We start from the raw sequence: 14,150 nt of genomic DNA on the forward strand, positions 1-14,150 counted from the left end.
TTTTCTCTTCACCAATAGTTGTATTATTAGAGGAATTTCGAGAGATCAGACGGTATCTCAACCTATAACTAGCCCTTTGCTTTCGCGAGGTATTCTCTTTTCATCTCCTCAGGCACCATGCTGCCGCCCGTTGCCCAAGCGAGATGTGTGGCATTCTTCATTCTGCCACATAGCTTTTGTGCGCGGATGTAATCCTGCCCTTCTTTTTCACGCGTAAGCATAACAGGACCCTTCAGTCCAACAGCAGCGGAAGGCTCAAGGAAAATGCCCTCTGATGTAAAAATCGTACCGAGATGCCGGAATAGAATTCTGTCAGAAACGGTATAGCAGCCGCTCAATAGATGGCCCACCGTTTTGCCGACAAACCCTGATGGTCTGCCAACAGCAAGTCCATCCGCCTCGGTTACATTGTCGAGGCCAATGTCCCCAACGGATATCTTGTCATGCAGTTCTGTCGCAAGTCCAAGCAGCATGCATGGCTCGCCGTAGAGTAGCTTCAGTCCGAATGCGACACCGCCTGGTCCACCTCCTACACCGCAAGGAAGGTAAACAAATAGAGGGTGTTGTTCATCGACAGCGATTCTTGCATCTTCCAGCTGGTTTTTCAGCCGGATTGCTGCCACAGCATAGCCTAGAAATAAGTCACGAGAGTTTTCATCATCGATAAAATACGTGTTTTCATCGAGCGCTGCTTGCTTTCGCCCTTCCTCGACGGCAAGGCTGTAATCATCCTCGTATTCCATCACGGTAACGCCTTTTTCACGAAGAAGCTTCTTTTTCCACTCTTTCGCGTCAGCGGACATATGGACAGTGACAGAGAACCCGAGTGTTGCTCCCATAATGCCGATGCTTAAGCCCAAGATTGCCCGTCGAGCCAACGGCGATGCTATAGTTGGAGAAAAAAGAAGCGAAGGAATCGTCTGTCAGCATGCTATAATCATCGCTTTCCTTTAGGAGGCCATGCTCGAAAGCCAGTGTCTCGGCGTGTTTCAACACTTCATAGATGCCTCCGCGTGCTTTGATGGAGCCGGATATCGGCAGCACATTGTCGCATTTCAGCATCAAGTTGCCGCCAACTTCCTGGATTGGTTTTATCGTTCGAAGCGGAGATTCGATCATCCCGCGGGCAGGTACTGTTTCTGGAAAAACAGCAGCAATGTACGGTGCAAACCGCGCAAGCCTTTTTTCAGCATCAAGGACGTCGTTCATTGTTATCAAACTTTCCGCTTCTTGTTCATATCGCGGATTGCGCCAGAACACTTCCTCCGCGGCTGCAACTTTTTCAAGAAAAGGCCATTTATCAATTAAATCTTTCATTATATTCACCATCCTTATCCCTTACCTGTTTGCCACAGAAGCGTTATTTCCTGCCCCTTTTTCGTAAAAATAGCCACAATCTGCTATAATACGGGAAAATCACTTGAAAAAGGCGGGGAGAAAGATGTGGCAAGAAACTGTAAGCATCCCTGGACCATACAACTTTGATTTAGCTTGTGACAGATTGCAGCTTGATCCGCTGCACGTTGTCGATATTGAAAATAGAACGGTAAAGATACCGGTAATAATTGACGGTCGAAAGCAGGCTGTTGAAGTAAAAGGCATCGGAACGCTGGAAGAGCCTTCGTTCATGATAAGCGGCAGGGAAGAAGCTTTAAAGGAAGCGGCGATTGCAAGAGTGGCGGAAGTTTTCCGCTGGGATGTCGACCTTGCGAAAGTCCATTCCCACTTCATGGCAACCGATTTAGCACCGATTTTTGCCGAGCATTACGGGACGCCGCTTGTGCTCGACTTTGAGCCCCTCGGCTGCCTCATGAAATGCATCATCCATCAACAGCTCAATCTGTCGTTTGCCATGACGCTGACAGAGCGATTTGTCCACACTTACGGGGAAAAAGTGGACGATGTTTGGTTTTATCCTGATGCAGAAACAGTGGCCGCATTGACGGTGGAGGAATTGCGCGAGCTGCAGTTCAGCGGAAGAAAGGCTGAATACGTGATTGGCATCGGGAAGCTGGCAGCGGAAGGCGAACTTGATTTTTCAGAAATGAAAGAGAGGCCGGACGCGGAGATTGAGAAAGCGCTTTTGAAAATCCGCGGTGTTGGCCCATGGACGGTGCAAAACTTCCTGATGTTCGGTCTCGGCCGGCCTAATCTTTTCCCGCTTGCAGACATCGGTATCCAGAACGCCCTGAAAAAGCTGTACAATCTTGAGAAGAAGCCTGGCGTGCCCGAAATGGAGCAGTGGAAGCAGCCGTGGGAACCTTACTTAAGCTACGCCTCGCTTTATTTATGGAGAAGCATTGAATAATATACTGGAGTGAAGAAATTGAACGGAAAAGCTAGAAAGCCTTTTTATAAAAAAGAAGAAAAGAACCAGCCTGTTGTTGTGGAATTGGGCCAAACCTTTCCACTGACGATCAAGCGGCTTGGAATCAACGGAGAAGGCGTCGGCTACTTCAAGCGCCGAGTCGTGTTCGTACCTGGAGCGCTGCCGGGTGAGGAAGTTGTAGCGGAAGTAACAAAAGTGCACCCGAAGTTTGCGGAAGCAAAAATCAAGAAAATCCGCAAAGCTTCTGAGCATCGTGTGAAACCAGTCTGCCCTGTTTATGAGGAATGCGGCGGCTGCCAGCTCCAACATCTTCATTATAGCCAGCAGCTGAAGGAAAAGCGCGATATTGTCATCCAGTCTCTCGAGCGCCATACGAAGCTAGCAGTCGACAAACTCGACATCCGCGAAACGATCGGGATGGACAATCCATGGGGCTATCGAAACAAGAGCCAGTTCCAGGTAGGCGAGAGGGGCGGCAAGATTCTCGCAGGCCTTTACGGCATGAACTCGCATAAGCTCATCAACATCGAGCAGTGCGCCGTCCAGCACCCCGCAACGCTGAAAGCGACCGAAGTGGTGAAGGGAATTCTGCAGAAACATGGCATTACCGTCTATAACGAAAAAAGAGGCAAGGGACTCGTCCGCACCATCGTTGCCCGAACAGGCATCACGAGCGGCGAAGTTCAAATCGTCCTAGTTACAACGAAAAGAGAGCTGCCGAACAAAGAAGAAATTCTTGCGGAAATAAAAGAAACGTTGCCGGAAGTCGTCTCCGTCGTCCAAAATATCAACGGCGAGAAGACATCGCTCATCTTTGGCGAAAGCACAGAAACGCTGCAAGGAAACGACTTCATCCAGGAAACTTTAGGCGACCTGCAATTTGAGCTGTCCGCGCGCACCTTCTTCCAGCTGAACCCGGAACAGACCGTCAAGCTATATAATGAGGCGAAAAAAGCAGCGGCGCTTACCGGTACGGAAAAAGTGCTAGATGCCTATTGTGGTGTCGGAACAATCGGCCTCTGGCTCGCTGACCAGGCAGGGGAAATCCGCGGAATGGACATCATCCCTGAATCCATCGAGGACTCCAAGAAAAACGCTAAGCGCCACGGCATCACCCATGCCAAGTACGTCCCAGGCAAAGCCGAAGAAGTACTCCCAAAATGGGTCAAAAAAGGCTGGAAGCCAGACGTCATCATCGTCGATCCCCCAAGGACCGGCCTCGACAACGCCCTGCTCCAGACCATCCAGCAAGTCCAGCCAGCCAAAATCGTCTACATCAGCTGCAACCCATCCACCCTGGCCAAGGACATCGACGCACTAAGCAAAAAATACAAGCTATCCTACATCCAGCCAGTTGATATGTTTCCGCATACGAGTCATGTGGAGTGTATCTCGCAACTCATTTTAAAGGAAGGCAACTAATCCTTGAGGTTGTTGCCTATTCTTGTTCTTTGAAGGATTTACGAAGTTGTAATGAATACGAATAAGTATGAAAATAAATATATCCTAAATTGCCTATATTGTTATAATTAAGTAAAAAAGTAACTATTATATTATAAATTAAAGGAGAGCTCTTAATGGAAGTAAAGAATGCTGAAGTCATTTCTTTTATAAATTTAAAAGGTGGGGTGGGGAAAACTTCTGCTACAATTAATATTGCGGATGCTTTTTCAAAAGAAGGTAAAGCAGTATTAGTAATAGATATGGACCCTCAATTTAATGCTACGCAAGCATTACTTAACCACCAGTATAGGCACCATAAAAAAAATATCGATCAGGATGTATTAGCAGACGTACATAAGGAACTAATAGAGAAATATAATGAAGTAATTGCAACAAGTACAGCTCAAGAGGAGGATAATGAAGAGGAATTAAATCCTGATGAAGAGTATAAAAGAGAACTTTCTTCACAATTAATTTATAACCGGTTAAAGACCAAAAAAATGACTGTACGTACCTTATTTACATATGAAGGCATAGTGGATGGGTTAGACAATCCATCTTTGATTTATAATTTAAAAGAAAACTTAGACTTGATTCCTGGTAATTTACTCAACTTTCGCAGAGTGAAATCGGCAAATAAGCCTTGATATAACTGGGCAGATTGGCCAACCAAAGTTGTAATTGACATTCAATGTGCTTTTTCATTTTCGTATTGGTCTGCTTCAGGACATCATTAAGAAGCTCGATCAACTGCTGGAGCGCAACTGCCCAATCGAGTTCATTTACTTCATCACAAAATTCATAAAAAAGGCCGCCGAGTGTGCGTTGGTCGGTGTTGCAGCGATTTTGCCACGACAAAACAATATAGCGGGCAAATACTATCGTTGTATGGCTAATTAACCCATCATAGGAACGCCCTTGGAACTCCTTCTGGAGTTTTAACAGCGATTTGGTCGTCTTGAAGAAAACCTCGATGTCCCAACGCATGCCGTAGATCTGGATAATCTCCCGTTCGGTCAAGGTTTTGTCGGTGCTGAGGATGGCCAGCCATTCGCTTCTCTTGTTGCGATTTTGGACGAAGACAATCTTGACGCACGTTCCGTTAGCCATGACACAGTGAATGGAACGAAGAATTCCTTTTTTACCCTGGATAGGTTGCGCCAAACTATACAATTGCTTCAACGAAACCCGTTGTCCACCCGCTAGGTACCGCTGCTTCGTCTCTTTGACCATACCGATTACATCCAATCCCTGTCCTTTAATGGCTTGGACAAGCGGAGGTAAGGTGAACCAGGAGTCCATCAGAACATAGCTTGCATCGATACCATTCGCAAGCGCACGGCGGATCATGTCCGGAATCTGTTCAGGCGCCGTTTGAAGCGCATTCATCCGGCGTTTGTAACCAGACGTACGTTTATCGATGTCCGATGAGATGCCGTTAATCTGTGCTTTCTTGGAACTGAGCAGGGAAAAATCGATTGGCATGAAGGTGGAACCGTCCGACCAGCCGAGCGTTAACATCCGGAACCCTTTGTAGAATTTCATTTTCAATGATGCGTGGTCAAAACAACGGGCAAGTAGTTCAACCTTTTTACTGCGGTTCCGGTCGAACGCCGAATCATCGACAATGAAAACCTTTGGTCGTGTGTGATCGGTCAGACAATCGACCTTCTGGATGGTTGAAGCGCTGAACGACAAAAGGAATCGCTGCCAATTGAATGTTGGCTGATTAAGGAATCGATAAATGGCATCCTTCGCAGGATAACAGTCCGCTTTTTTCGAATTCAGCAGCGCAAACCAATTCTTATGTTGAAAGATTAGGCAGAAGACCAGTTGAAATAAGTACGAACAGGAAAAGCCGAAGGCTTTGGTGATACCAGCCTTCCGAAGATGCCTAAAGATATCTAGCTCGGAAAAAACCGAGCGCAATTCATTCGGGAGTTGATTGTTTGATTGGTTTTGATCTATCATATAGGAGGCACCTCTTCTATTGGTAGTGGTTTTTCGACAATTCTACTTTACCATAGGATGAGGTGTTTTTCTTTTGTCCAATTCAATTGTCAAGGTACCTAATGAATTGCAGAAACACATAATTACGATGCCGGTTGGATCGATTTATATCGGTGCGAAAGTTGAGTAATTTAGATTTATTTGAGACTTTGACCGGCGATACTAGTGGGAAACATAATGTTTTACAAGATCATATAACAGAATATGGGTTGAGAGAATTATACGATTATATATTCATAGATTGTCCTCCCAATTGGACAATATTGACCCAAGCAAGCTTATTTGCATCTGATTACTACATAATCCCAAGTAAAGTTGACCTGTTTTCGAGTATAGGTATTGGACTTTTGGAGAATTTAGTAAACTCAACTTTTTATGAAAAAAAGTCTCCAATATCTACTTTATATAATGTTTATAGAAGAGAGTTAGCACGCCCACATATACAACCATTAGGAGTTATATTTACATTAACACACGAAATAACCATTGAAGGTAAATTGAAAGAAAAATTAAAAAATAATATTCCGCTTGAATTTTTTGAAACGGAAATTCCGTATCATTCTTCAGTTCCCTTAAAGTTTTCTTTATATAACGAGAGTGGAGCAAAACACGACACTTTAAAAAATTCAATCTCAAGAGCAATTTTAGAAATTTATGAAAGGATATCGCTAAGAAAGAAAGAGGTGATAGTATATGAAGGAAGCAGAAAGTAAAAGAAATTTTTTAAATGAGTTCAGCTTAATCAATAAAAATAAGTACACTCCTGAGCAAACTAAAAGTTTATACCTTGGGCTTCTTTTCGAACTAATTTCAAGTAGAGAAGTATTTGAAAAAAATAGAGATTTAGAGAATTTTGTTTTGAAAGTATACAAACAACAATATAATGATTATTTGTTTAGATCAAGACCTTACCTTGCTTCAAGATTACTAAAAGATATTTCCTCAGAATATGACTTTCTGAGAATGTCTGCATCTATAAAATTAATTATTCTATTTCTCAAAGAAAAGGCAAACGAGGATAATATTAAGGTTGTTAGTGATAAAGAAAACAAAAAAAATAGGACTAATATTGAAGCAGATACTATAGGTTGGTTTAATTCAGTAAATAAGGGAAGTAACAAGTAATGAGCGAGTTAAGAAGTATTTTCAAACAAGAATTTATGAAGCTTCAAAATATTGAAGGAATTAAACAATCGTTCATAGCTACTAATGTTGATGAAATAAAAAAAATTTTTGGTTATATTTTTGTGATAAATTACCTGAAAAATAGAGCTGAGACAAAGCGGTATTTTGGTGCTGAATATAATATGACTTTCTCCTTACTTTTAGAATCTACCTTTGCACTTTTAACTGGTCAATGTAGAAGTTCTTTATTATTATTAAGGTCTGCTCAAGAAGCTAATTTTAGGTTTGTCTTAGAGAGAGAAAGGGAACTTATGTTGAGGCAAGATTCAACCTTAAGTTTTGAAAGTTTAGATTTTCGATTTATAGAAACTAAAAGAAAGTTTACAAAGGATTTACAAAATAGCATAGATAGAGGTAAATTCTCTGATTATTACAATTCTATTGAAAGAACCTATACGTTATATAATAAGTTAAGTGGAGTTGTACACTCACAATCAAAAAATATGCCAGTGATGAGTGTTGAATATTTTTCAAGTCTACACAAAGAAACAATTATTGATAAACAAGAGTTCTTTAACTTATTTTCCGCAACTTTAAACGAAATGTTTTTATTAACATTTTTTATGCTAAGAGAAAGTTTGAAAAAGTGGGATAGTTATGTTCTCTTTGATCTGCTAATAATTTTATACGGTAAAAAAAGATCCCAATCACTAATTAAACTTATAAAAACTTTTGAAATAAACAATTTGGAGGTGGAGTGAATAGCTAAAATTCCGATAAAACTAATAGTTGATACAGTTAAAAACCAAGGACCAAAGGTGGGGAAGTTTGTTAAAAACAACTGGAAAGAGATATCAGAGGGAGTGGCTCTAGTAGGTTATGTTGGTAAAAAAGCAATAGATTTTAGACAAAGTAAGAAAGATACAGAACAGTATCAAAGAAAGATTCATTATCGAAAAACTCGGCATGGTCAGTATAAAACTGAAATATTGCTAAACTTGGATAATAAAAAAAGAAATGAGCTTTTTCAAGCTAAATTAGAGGTCGAGCAATTTATTCAGCAAATAAAAGATGAAGAAAGCAAGGAATTAGTTGTGAAAAAGCCGCTACATTCCCAACGAATAAATAATTGGAATGAGGTTCTAACTCAAATTGAGGATAAGATGGCAATGAAGGATTATCAAGAATACTTAATGATATATAATAATCCTAACTATCAAAGTTTGTATTTTGAAGGATTCGAAGGTCAAATAGAAAAATTCAAAAATCTAATAGATAGTCAAAATACTTTTGAACTGTATGAATATCTCCTTACAAGAACAAAAAGAAGTAAGGAGGACATAAAAATAGATTTTTTATTGTAATATACTCCTCTTGCCTGTAGTGCACCCCAAAAGTTATGGGGTGTTTTATCATGGCAAAAATATAGTGATCTATTGCCTTACCCCCGATTTTACTCTTCCCGTTTAAGGTCCAATTCAATGAAATTATCCCTATTCAGTATTGTGCATCTCTTATTTTATGCCCTTTCTCTCTTCGTTGATATAGCAGTTTGCACCATCCCTATCTCCATAGGAGAAAAAATGGTTCATTCATTTGCCTGATTTATCTGGTTTTGACTTACGCCTATTTTTTTGATGAATCACCGTCGAAGTTTTTGAGAATAGAATACTTATATGGAGTTGCAGCCGATGAATACGACAAGGATTGTCTTAATGAGTTACTTGGTATATTCCAATATTCTCTTTCGTTAATGAGGAAGATTGTAAGCCCCCAATCAAACAACGCATATAAGCATGCAGCACCTCCTGGTACGATGAATGTATCCATCTAAGGGAGGTGCTTTTCCTATGCTGCAACAAAAACTTACGATTGTCCCCGTTACATTACATGACGAAAATAACGTTTCCTGCCCATCCACTGTTTCACCAGCTACCACAAGTCACGTTTGCACAATCAAAACGGCTAACGTCGAAATCTCCTTTTCCAACGCTGTGGATCAGCACTTGATACAAACGGTAATGAGGGAGCTGAAACACCTGTGAAATATGACTATACAAGTGTGAAAAATATTTATATCATTTGTGGGAAAACCGATATGCGAAAAGGCATTGACGGACTGGCAACACTGATTCAAGTGTATTTGGCAAGCAAAAAATGTATGAAACGGCAGTTAAAAATGTAGCCACCTGCCAACCGTTTTCTAATTTTGTAATAATGACTCCTTATAGCGATGACTATCTCCATTAAATACCACCAGATGAGAGTGATGGATCAGTCGGTCAATGACTGCTTCCGTTAATATTGGATCTCCAAAGACGTGGTTCCACTGACCGAACTGAAGATTGGTCGTAATAATAATACTCTTGGACTCATAACACATTGAAATAATTTGGAATAATAGTTCTCCACCTTGCTTGTGCNTGGTAATGTGAGGAAGGCGGACTTATCCTCTTCAAAGAGTTCTGAAATCATCTTCTCCTTCTGGTAATGCTTCCTATCACGGTCTTTCTCTGCCATAGCCCATAATTCCTTATTTAGCTCGTCCAGGTTGATGACATGAAGTCCTGGGAGGAGGAAATTATTTCTGATATACTTGACCATTGCTTCCACATGGCCCTTTTCATTTCCACTATTAGGATTGCAGAATTCACACTCGAAACCGTAGTGAAGGACGAAGTTCTGGAACTCGTCCGTTAGTTGCCTTTCACCATTTGGCAAAACTTTCTTAACGGCAGGAGTAAGGTTATCAAACCTAATAGCCTTGGGTACTCCACCCATATGGTGAAATACTCTTTTCATCCCCTCAAGGAAACACTCCTTATTTTGGGATGGGAAAGCCTGAAAATAAAAGCCGTTACTGGAAGGGAAGGACATTACTAGGAACGGTAATACAATTTCTTCTCCTCCATAGATAAATGGAGCTTCACCAAAATCCACTTGGGCGGTTCCTGGAATGGATTTGAGTGGAAGAGCAGCCTCATCCGTCTCGTTAAGGAAGTCTTTTTTTCTTGTGGAAACATAATCCCTGACCGTTCGGTCGGATCCTTTAAATCCATGATGATCTTTCAATAGTTCCCACATTCTCTTGGCTGTTCTACGAAACTTCTTTTTCTTTTTCAGATCCTCCCTAATCCATTCATCTAGTATGGCTTTCACTGGATCTAATACAGGTGCTGTTCTTGTCTGTTTCTTTTTAGGCTTTTCGTTGAAATCTTCCAAGTTCGCATACTTCTTAATTGTCCTTGGATCTTTCCCCATTCTTTTAGCTACATTTGCATATCCGCAACCTTTATTGTTAACTTCATGTCTGATATACTTAATCTCGGCCACAGCCAACATCTCCTTAATACCTCCTGCACGTTTTGTACCCAACAGGAAGTGTATGTGTATTTTGGAATGTTGACAAGTGGCTTTTTTTAATTTGTGCAGTCCCCTCGGGGCCTGCACAAATTAAATGCCATAACCTACATTTTTATGATGCCATAAACAGATTCAAGATTCTTTCGAACTGGATCCGTATGGTGATTCCATTTTCTTATTTGCAGGATGGAGTAAAGATCGCTATAAATGTTTATACTTCGACGGCGATGGCTTCGCCATGCTTTATAAACGATTAGATAACGGTAAACTCCAATGGCCAAAAGATGAACAGGAAGTACGAAATCTTTCGCAACAAGAGCTTCGCTGGCTTCTTGAGGGGTTATCCATCCAGCAGCCAAAGGCAATCCAGCCATCATCAAAGGGATTGTTTTAAATTGAAAAATCCTTCATTTTATATCTTTATGCCGCTGTTCGAACTCGCTATAATAAGAAGAGTGAATAAGAGCGAAAAGTGGTGAATGATGTGACGAAGGCTTCTTCTAAGAATGAAAAACAATTGGAGAGAGTGATTCAATTGCTTGAAGAGCAATTGGCTCATTCCAATCAACAAAACCGAGAACTATCGAAAAAATTGGATCAATCGTTGAAACAGAATGAAGCGTTGACGCAACAACTTCGACACTTTACAAAGCTCTTATATGGCTCGAAAACAGAAAAGTCGAGATATAACATCCCAGAAGGGCAAGCTTCCTTATTTGATGATGACTCGTCTTTTAGCGAATCTGAGCACACAGATGAACAAAGCCAACAGACTATTTCCTATACTGTTGTTCGAACGATTCAGAAGAAAAAACGAAATGATTCATTACGTGATGATATAGAAGTAGAAGCAATTCACTATCATCCAGAAAATACGCAATGTGAGTGTTGCCAGGTACAAATGAGTGAAATTGGCAGCACAATCGTCCGAGAAGAAGCAGAATTTATTCCGGCAAGAATGAAGAAAGTCCAACACATTGAACATGCGTATGAATGTAAAAACTGCAAAGGCGATACATATCAAAAGGCGCAAATTAAACGTGGCAAAGCACCACAACCACCTATTCAACGTAGCATCGCAAGTCCTAGCGTACTTGCCAAAGTCATATATGATAAATTCTCACAATACTTACCCCTTTACCGCCAGGTAAAAGAATGGGATCGTTATGGCCTGAATACCAACGATAAGAACCTTTCAAACTGGGTTATTCGTGCATCACACGATTGGTTATTGCCCATTTATGAACGTATGAAGCATTTAATGATGGCTAAATCCCTTTTACACGTCGATGAAACGTATGGACAAATTCTCTATCGATCTGATGGGAAATCCGGTCAAACCAATGCTTATAATTGGGTGTATCGAAGTGTGCCGTGCCAAGGGGCGCCGATGACTCTCTTTCAAAGTGCGTTGTCACGGGCCCGCTCTGTCCTTGAAAGCTTCACTGAAGGTTTTTCTGGGACCATTATTTGTGATGGCTATTCTGCCTATGGAAAGTTGGAAGGCGTTACCTTCGCAAATTGTTGGGCGCATGTTCGTCGTTATTGGCTGAAAGCAGATAGCAAAAATGGTCAGATTGGCGTGAGTTATTGTGACGATTTATATCGACTCGAAAGGAAATTTAAACGTTTGTCTCCGAGTAAGCGCAGAAAAAAACGCCAGAAATACTCGAAGCCGATTGTAGAGAAATTCCTTGAATGGGTTGAAAAATCGCCATTATACGGAAAAAATGCCCTTGCCATAGCAGCTGAATACACACTGAATAGGGCAAATGGATTCAAAGCATTCCTGTATGATGGACGTATTGAAATTGATAATAACTCCGCGGAAAATGCCATCCGGCCAAACGTGATAGGGAGAAAAAACTGGCTCTTTAGCGTGAGTGAAGCAGGTGCAAAAGCCAATGCCATTTGTTTAAGTATCGCAGAAACAGCCAAAAGTAATGGCGTTGATTTCTACGAATACATAAAGAAGCTTTTCACCGATCTACCGAATCTCGGTATCCATCAAGATCCTGGAATTTTGGATCAGTACTTGCCTTGGCAAAGAAGATACAGCTAGAATGTCGTAAATAAAGCCGTAATTCGATTCAAAGAATCAGAATTTACGGCTATTTGTGATGCGTACCGGATGGTGCGTTCTTTTTTTATAATTTGGGCTTACGACTTAGTTGATTTATTAGGGCATATAGTAGAAGAAAAAGTTGATAGTGAAGAAACAGATGAAAAGAAAAAAGGACTAAGTAAGGGTGAAGGGGAAGGAGGGAAATAAAGATGGGGCAATATCTTCAAATGGGGATTTGTTATTGAATGGAAATTGATAAAAAAAGATTGGACAAGTTAGGGATTACTTATGGAAGATTGACGAATGAGCTAAATAAGGATTTTGACTTATCTTTGTATAATATAAATGAAACACAACATGAAATCATTATTGGAATTAAAGAATCTGTAGTATTAGAACAATTGCAGGAATTTATGCAGTTTCAATATTCGATGTATCCTCAAGAGCAATGGGACACAATTGTTTTGAATCAGCTTCGGAAATGATAGGTGAATTATCATCATTAAAGGAGTTAGTTGAACTGGCAGAAGAGGGGAGATTTCCTTGTTTTCAATTCAATAAGATAGTTGATGAGATGAAGGTTTCCGCTTGGGGGGCGTTGGAAATTAAAATTTTTTTGTTGGTGTTCTTTGTTGAAGGCAAAATATTTATGGAAGGATATAATTCATTCTTGAAATATATTGAAAATAATGTAAGAAAGTCGGGTAGGAAATGGTCAATTACAGGGGCATTTAAATGTTATATTGATTAATATTTCGACTGACACAGAAAAAGATTTTTGTTGTGCTCAAGCCGAACTGGAGTGGCAATGATGGTGACAAGTGCTTCAGAATTCCAGTAATAATTGAGATATGAAATAGAACAGAACTTTTCAATAGAGCAAGATATTGAATCTTAAACTTATTAGGAAGCTGGATTACAGCTTCCTAATTTATAAAGTTTTTTGGTGGTCATAACAATAAACTTTTCCTTGGAATTTTTTGTTGGATAAACAGAATGATTTTACTTTTTCGGACACAGGTTTTTGACATATTACGCACTTGTTTTCGTCAGTTGTCTTATCAATGTTGTTCTTCTTTAATTGTATGCTCCCGATATGTTGTTTTCTAATTGATTCGTCTAAAATATTGGAATTCAAGAGAGAGTTATATATCAGTTCAATATCATCTTCCATTAAAATAGGTTTTTTGTATTGTAATTTAAGTACAGCGACTTTTCTGTTAATAAATTCAGTCAATTCCACATCATAAATTACCAATTGATTAGAATGTATCTTTCGCAATTCTTCTTCAATTTTAAAAGTACATCTCTTTGTAAAAGAAACTATTGAAACAAAGTATTGATGGTATTTCCCATCGATAAAATTTTTAAGTGCTTGAATATGACCATAATTCTGCATTAATGGATTCATCATTTTGAACTTGCCATTAATCAACCAGGCTTTTCTATCCTTTCCTCCATAAATAGTTCCCTGATAATTCTTTGTTTCGATTACAAATAATCCATAGGGAGTAATAATTATATGGTCAATTTGGGAGTATCCTGTTGATGATTTAGGGTTTTTAACTAATAAATCATTCAGGTACATATATTCTTTTGGCATTTGGGATAGTTGAATATCAATTTTGTATTCTCCGAGTTCGCCTTTTCTAACTGCAATTCGTTCATTCTTTATTCCTGTTGCATCAGTGTGTGTCTTTCTCACAGTGTTTGGGGTTTGGTTCATATCCTTATTAGAGTTGTTGCTCTTTTTATTCTTAAATAAAAAATTTAGAAACATAATTTTCCTCATTCCTACTGGGAATAAATTTCTAT

16 protein-coding genes and 3 pseudogenes are annotated in these 14,150 nt (G+C 39.9%); 14 read left to right on the forward strand and 5 right to left on the reverse strand.

Annotation, left to right across the window (positions count from 1 at the left end):
- Positions 1–68: 68 nt before the first annotated feature.
- Positions 69–1,329 (reverse strand): annotated as a pseudogene (dsdA, locus tag BQ5796_RS01045) (D-serine ammonia-lyase).
- A gap of 112 nt (positions 1,330–1,441) precedes the next feature.
- Here dsdA and BQ5796_RS01050 point away from each other — a divergent pair.
- From BQ5796_RS01050 to BQ5796_RS01060, 3 genes are all read left to right on the forward strand, one after another.
- The gene (locus BQ5796_RS01050; RefSeq protein WP_071458574.1) at positions 1,442–2,308 is read left to right on the forward strand and encodes a DNA-3-methyladenine glycosylase family protein; all 867 of its coding nucleotides are present in this window, start codon (positions 1,442–1,444) and stop codon (positions 2,306–2,308) included.
- Between the two features lie 78 nt (positions 2,309–2,386).
- Positions 2,387–3,751, forward strand: a complete 1,365-nt coding sequence (gene rlmD / locus BQ5796_RS01055) for a 23S rRNA (uracil(1939)-C(5))-methyltransferase RlmD (protein WP_097678011.1) — start codon at positions 2,387–2,389, stop codon at positions 3,749–3,751.
- Between the two features lie 155 nt (positions 3,752–3,906).
- Positions 3,907–4,419, forward strand: a complete 513-nt coding sequence (locus tag BQ5796_RS01060; protein WP_071458576.1) for an AAA family ATPase — start codon at positions 3,907–3,909, stop codon at positions 4,417–4,419.
- On the opposite strand, the gene BQ5796_RS01065 is transcribed toward BQ5796_RS01060, so the two are convergent.
- Positions 4,382–5,743 (reverse strand): IS4 family transposase, encoded by a 1,362-nt coding sequence (locus BQ5796_RS01065; RefSeq protein WP_071458495.1) that lies wholly within the window; start codon positions 5,741–5,743, stop codon positions 4,382–4,384. The two genes, BQ5796_RS01060 and BQ5796_RS01065, sit on opposite strands and share 38 nt — an antisense overlap.
- Positions 5,744–5,904: 161 nt before the next feature.
- Here BQ5796_RS01065 and BQ5796_RS17235 point away from each other — a divergent pair, with 161 nt between their 5' ends.
- The 6 genes from BQ5796_RS17235 to tnpB (BQ5796_RS18775) all read left to right on the forward strand — a co-directional run bounded on the left by BQ5796_RS17235 (position 5,905) and on the right by tnpB (BQ5796_RS18775) (position 9,092).
- The gene (locus tag BQ5796_RS17235; RefSeq protein WP_074033855.1) at positions 5,905–6,495 is read left to right on the forward strand and encodes a ParA family protein; all 591 of its coding nucleotides are present in this window, start codon (positions 5,905–5,907) and stop codon (positions 6,493–6,495) included.
- Entirely contained in the window at positions 6,476–6,907 is a 432-nt protein-coding gene (locus BQ5796_RS01075; protein ID WP_071458578.1) for a hypothetical protein, read from the forward strand. Before BQ5796_RS17235 ends, BQ5796_RS01075 begins: the two co-directional genes overlap by 20 nt.
- Complete coding sequence (locus tag BQ5796_RS01080) at positions 6,907–7,668, forward strand: hypothetical protein (RefSeq protein ID WP_071458579.1); 762 nt, start codon at positions 6,907–6,909, stop codon at positions 7,666–7,668. Before BQ5796_RS01075 ends, BQ5796_RS01080 begins: the two co-directional genes overlap by 1 nt.
- 57 nt (positions 7,669–7,725) lie before the next feature.
- The gene (locus tag BQ5796_RS01085) at positions 7,726–8,271 is read left to right on the forward strand and encodes a hypothetical protein (protein WP_141769917.1); all 546 of its coding nucleotides are present in this window, start codon (positions 7,726–7,728) and stop codon (positions 8,269–8,271) included.
- A gap of 486 nt (positions 8,272–8,757) precedes the next feature.
- Positions 8,758–8,952: a hypothetical protein gene (locus BQ5796_RS01090; protein ID WP_071458581.1), complete on the forward strand. Its 195-nt coding sequence runs from the start codon at positions 8,758–8,760 to the stop codon at positions 8,950–8,952.
- A gap of 17 nt (positions 8,953–8,969) precedes the next feature.
- Entirely contained in the window at positions 8,970–9,092 is a 123-nt protein-coding gene (gene tnpB / locus BQ5796_RS18775; protein WP_428839306.1) for an IS66 family insertion sequence element accessory protein TnpB, read from the forward strand.
- Positions 9,093–9,110: 18 nt separating this feature from the next.
- Here the strand turns inward: tnpB (BQ5796_RS18775) and BQ5796_RS18335 are convergent.
- Positions 9,111–9,347: pseudogene (locus tag BQ5796_RS18335) on the reverse strand (ATP-binding protein); the annotation flags it as partial.
- Positions 9,284–10,249: pseudogene (gene istA / locus BQ5796_RS01095) on the reverse strand (IS21 family transposase); the annotation flags it as partial. The pseudogenes istA and BQ5796_RS18335, both read right to left, overlap by 64 nt.
- Positions 10,250–10,400: 151 nt before the next feature.
- On the opposite strand from istA, the gene tnpB (BQ5796_RS17250) reads away from it, so the two are divergent.
- From tnpB (BQ5796_RS17250) to BQ5796_RS01115, 5 genes are all read left to right on the forward strand, one after another.
- Positions 10,401–10,664 (forward strand): IS66 family insertion sequence element accessory protein TnpB, encoded by a 264-nt coding sequence (gene tnpB, locus BQ5796_RS17250; RefSeq protein ID WP_074033861.1) that lies wholly within the window; start codon positions 10,401–10,403, stop codon positions 10,662–10,664.
- Positions 10,665–10,745: 81 nt separating this feature from the next.
- Positions 10,746–12,332 carry an IS66 family transposase gene (gene tnpC / locus BQ5796_RS01105; RefSeq protein ID WP_234969287.1) on the forward strand — a complete coding sequence of 529 codons (1,587 nt, stop codon included), beginning with the start codon at positions 10,746–10,748 and terminating at the stop codon, positions 12,330–12,332.
- 69 nt (positions 12,333–12,401) lie between these two features.
- Positions 12,402–12,542, forward strand: coding sequence for a hypothetical protein (locus BQ5796_RS18010; protein ID WP_159430967.1), 141 nt, complete (start codon positions 12,402–12,404; stop codon positions 12,540–12,542).
- Between the two features lie 38 nt (positions 12,543–12,580).
- A complete protein-coding gene (locus tag BQ5796_RS01110) occupies positions 12,581–12,820 on the forward strand; it encodes a hypothetical protein (protein WP_071458584.1) in 240 nt (79 codons plus the stop codon).
- Positions 12,817–13,086 carry a hypothetical protein gene (locus tag BQ5796_RS01115; protein ID WP_071458585.1) on the forward strand — a complete coding sequence of 90 codons (270 nt, stop codon included), beginning with the start codon at positions 12,817–12,819 and terminating at the stop codon, positions 13,084–13,086. Before BQ5796_RS01110 ends, BQ5796_RS01115 begins: the two co-directional genes overlap by 4 nt.
- A 180-nt stretch (positions 13,087–13,266) precedes the next feature.
- Here the strand turns inward: BQ5796_RS01115 and BQ5796_RS01120 are convergent, their stop codons facing one another.
- On the reverse strand, positions 13,267–14,115 hold the full coding sequence (locus BQ5796_RS01120; protein WP_071458586.1) for a nuclease-related domain-containing protein: 849 nt from the start codon (positions 14,113–14,115) through the stop codon (positions 13,267–13,269).
- Positions 14,116–14,150 lie beyond the last annotated feature (35 nt).

Source organism: Bacillus massilinigeriensis, assembly GCF_900111815.1.
GTDB classification, from domain to species: domain Bacteria; phylum Bacillota; class Bacilli; order Bacillales; family Cytobacillaceae; genus Mesobacillus_C; species Mesobacillus_C mediterraneensis.

Bases quoted from the DNA above. Each gene is read 5' to 3' on its own strand.
- BQ5796_RS01050 (WP_071458574.1), top strand. From the start codon at position 1,442: ATGTGGCAAGAAACTGTAAGCATCCCTGGACCATACAACTTTGATTTA.
- BQ5796_RS01060 (WP_071458576.1), top strand. From the start codon at position 3,907: ATGGAAGTAAAGAATGCTGAAGTCATTTCTTTTATAAATTTAAAAGGT.
- BQ5796_RS01065 (WP_071458495.1), bottom strand. From the start codon at position 5,743: ATGATAGATCAAAACCAATCAAACAATCAACTCCCGAATGAATTGCGC.
- BQ5796_RS01075 (WP_071458578.1), top strand. From the start codon at position 6,476: ATGAAGGAAGCAGAAAGTAAAAGAAATTTTTTAAATGAGTTCAGCTTA.
- BQ5796_RS01080 (WP_071458579.1), top strand. From the start codon at position 6,907: ATGAGCGAGTTAAGAAGTATTTTCAAACAAGAATTTATGAAGCTTCAA.
- BQ5796_RS01090 (WP_071458581.1), top strand. From the start codon at position 8,758: ATGCTGCAACAAAAACTTACGATTGTCCCCGTTACATTACATGACGAA.
- BQ5796_RS18010 (WP_159430967.1), top strand. From the start codon at position 12,402: ATGGTGCGTTCTTTTTTTATAATTTGGGCTTACGACTTAGTTGATTTA.
- BQ5796_RS01110 (WP_071458584.1), top strand. From the start codon at position 12,581: ATGGAAATTGATAAAAAAAGATTGGACAAGTTAGGGATTACTTATGGA.
- BQ5796_RS01115 (WP_071458585.1), top strand. From the start codon at position 12,817: ATGATAGGTGAATTATCATCATTAAAGGAGTTAGTTGAACTGGCAGAA.
- BQ5796_RS01120 (WP_071458586.1), bottom strand. From the start codon at position 14,115: ATGTTTCTAAATTTTTTATTTAAGAATAAAAAGAGCAACAACTCTAAT.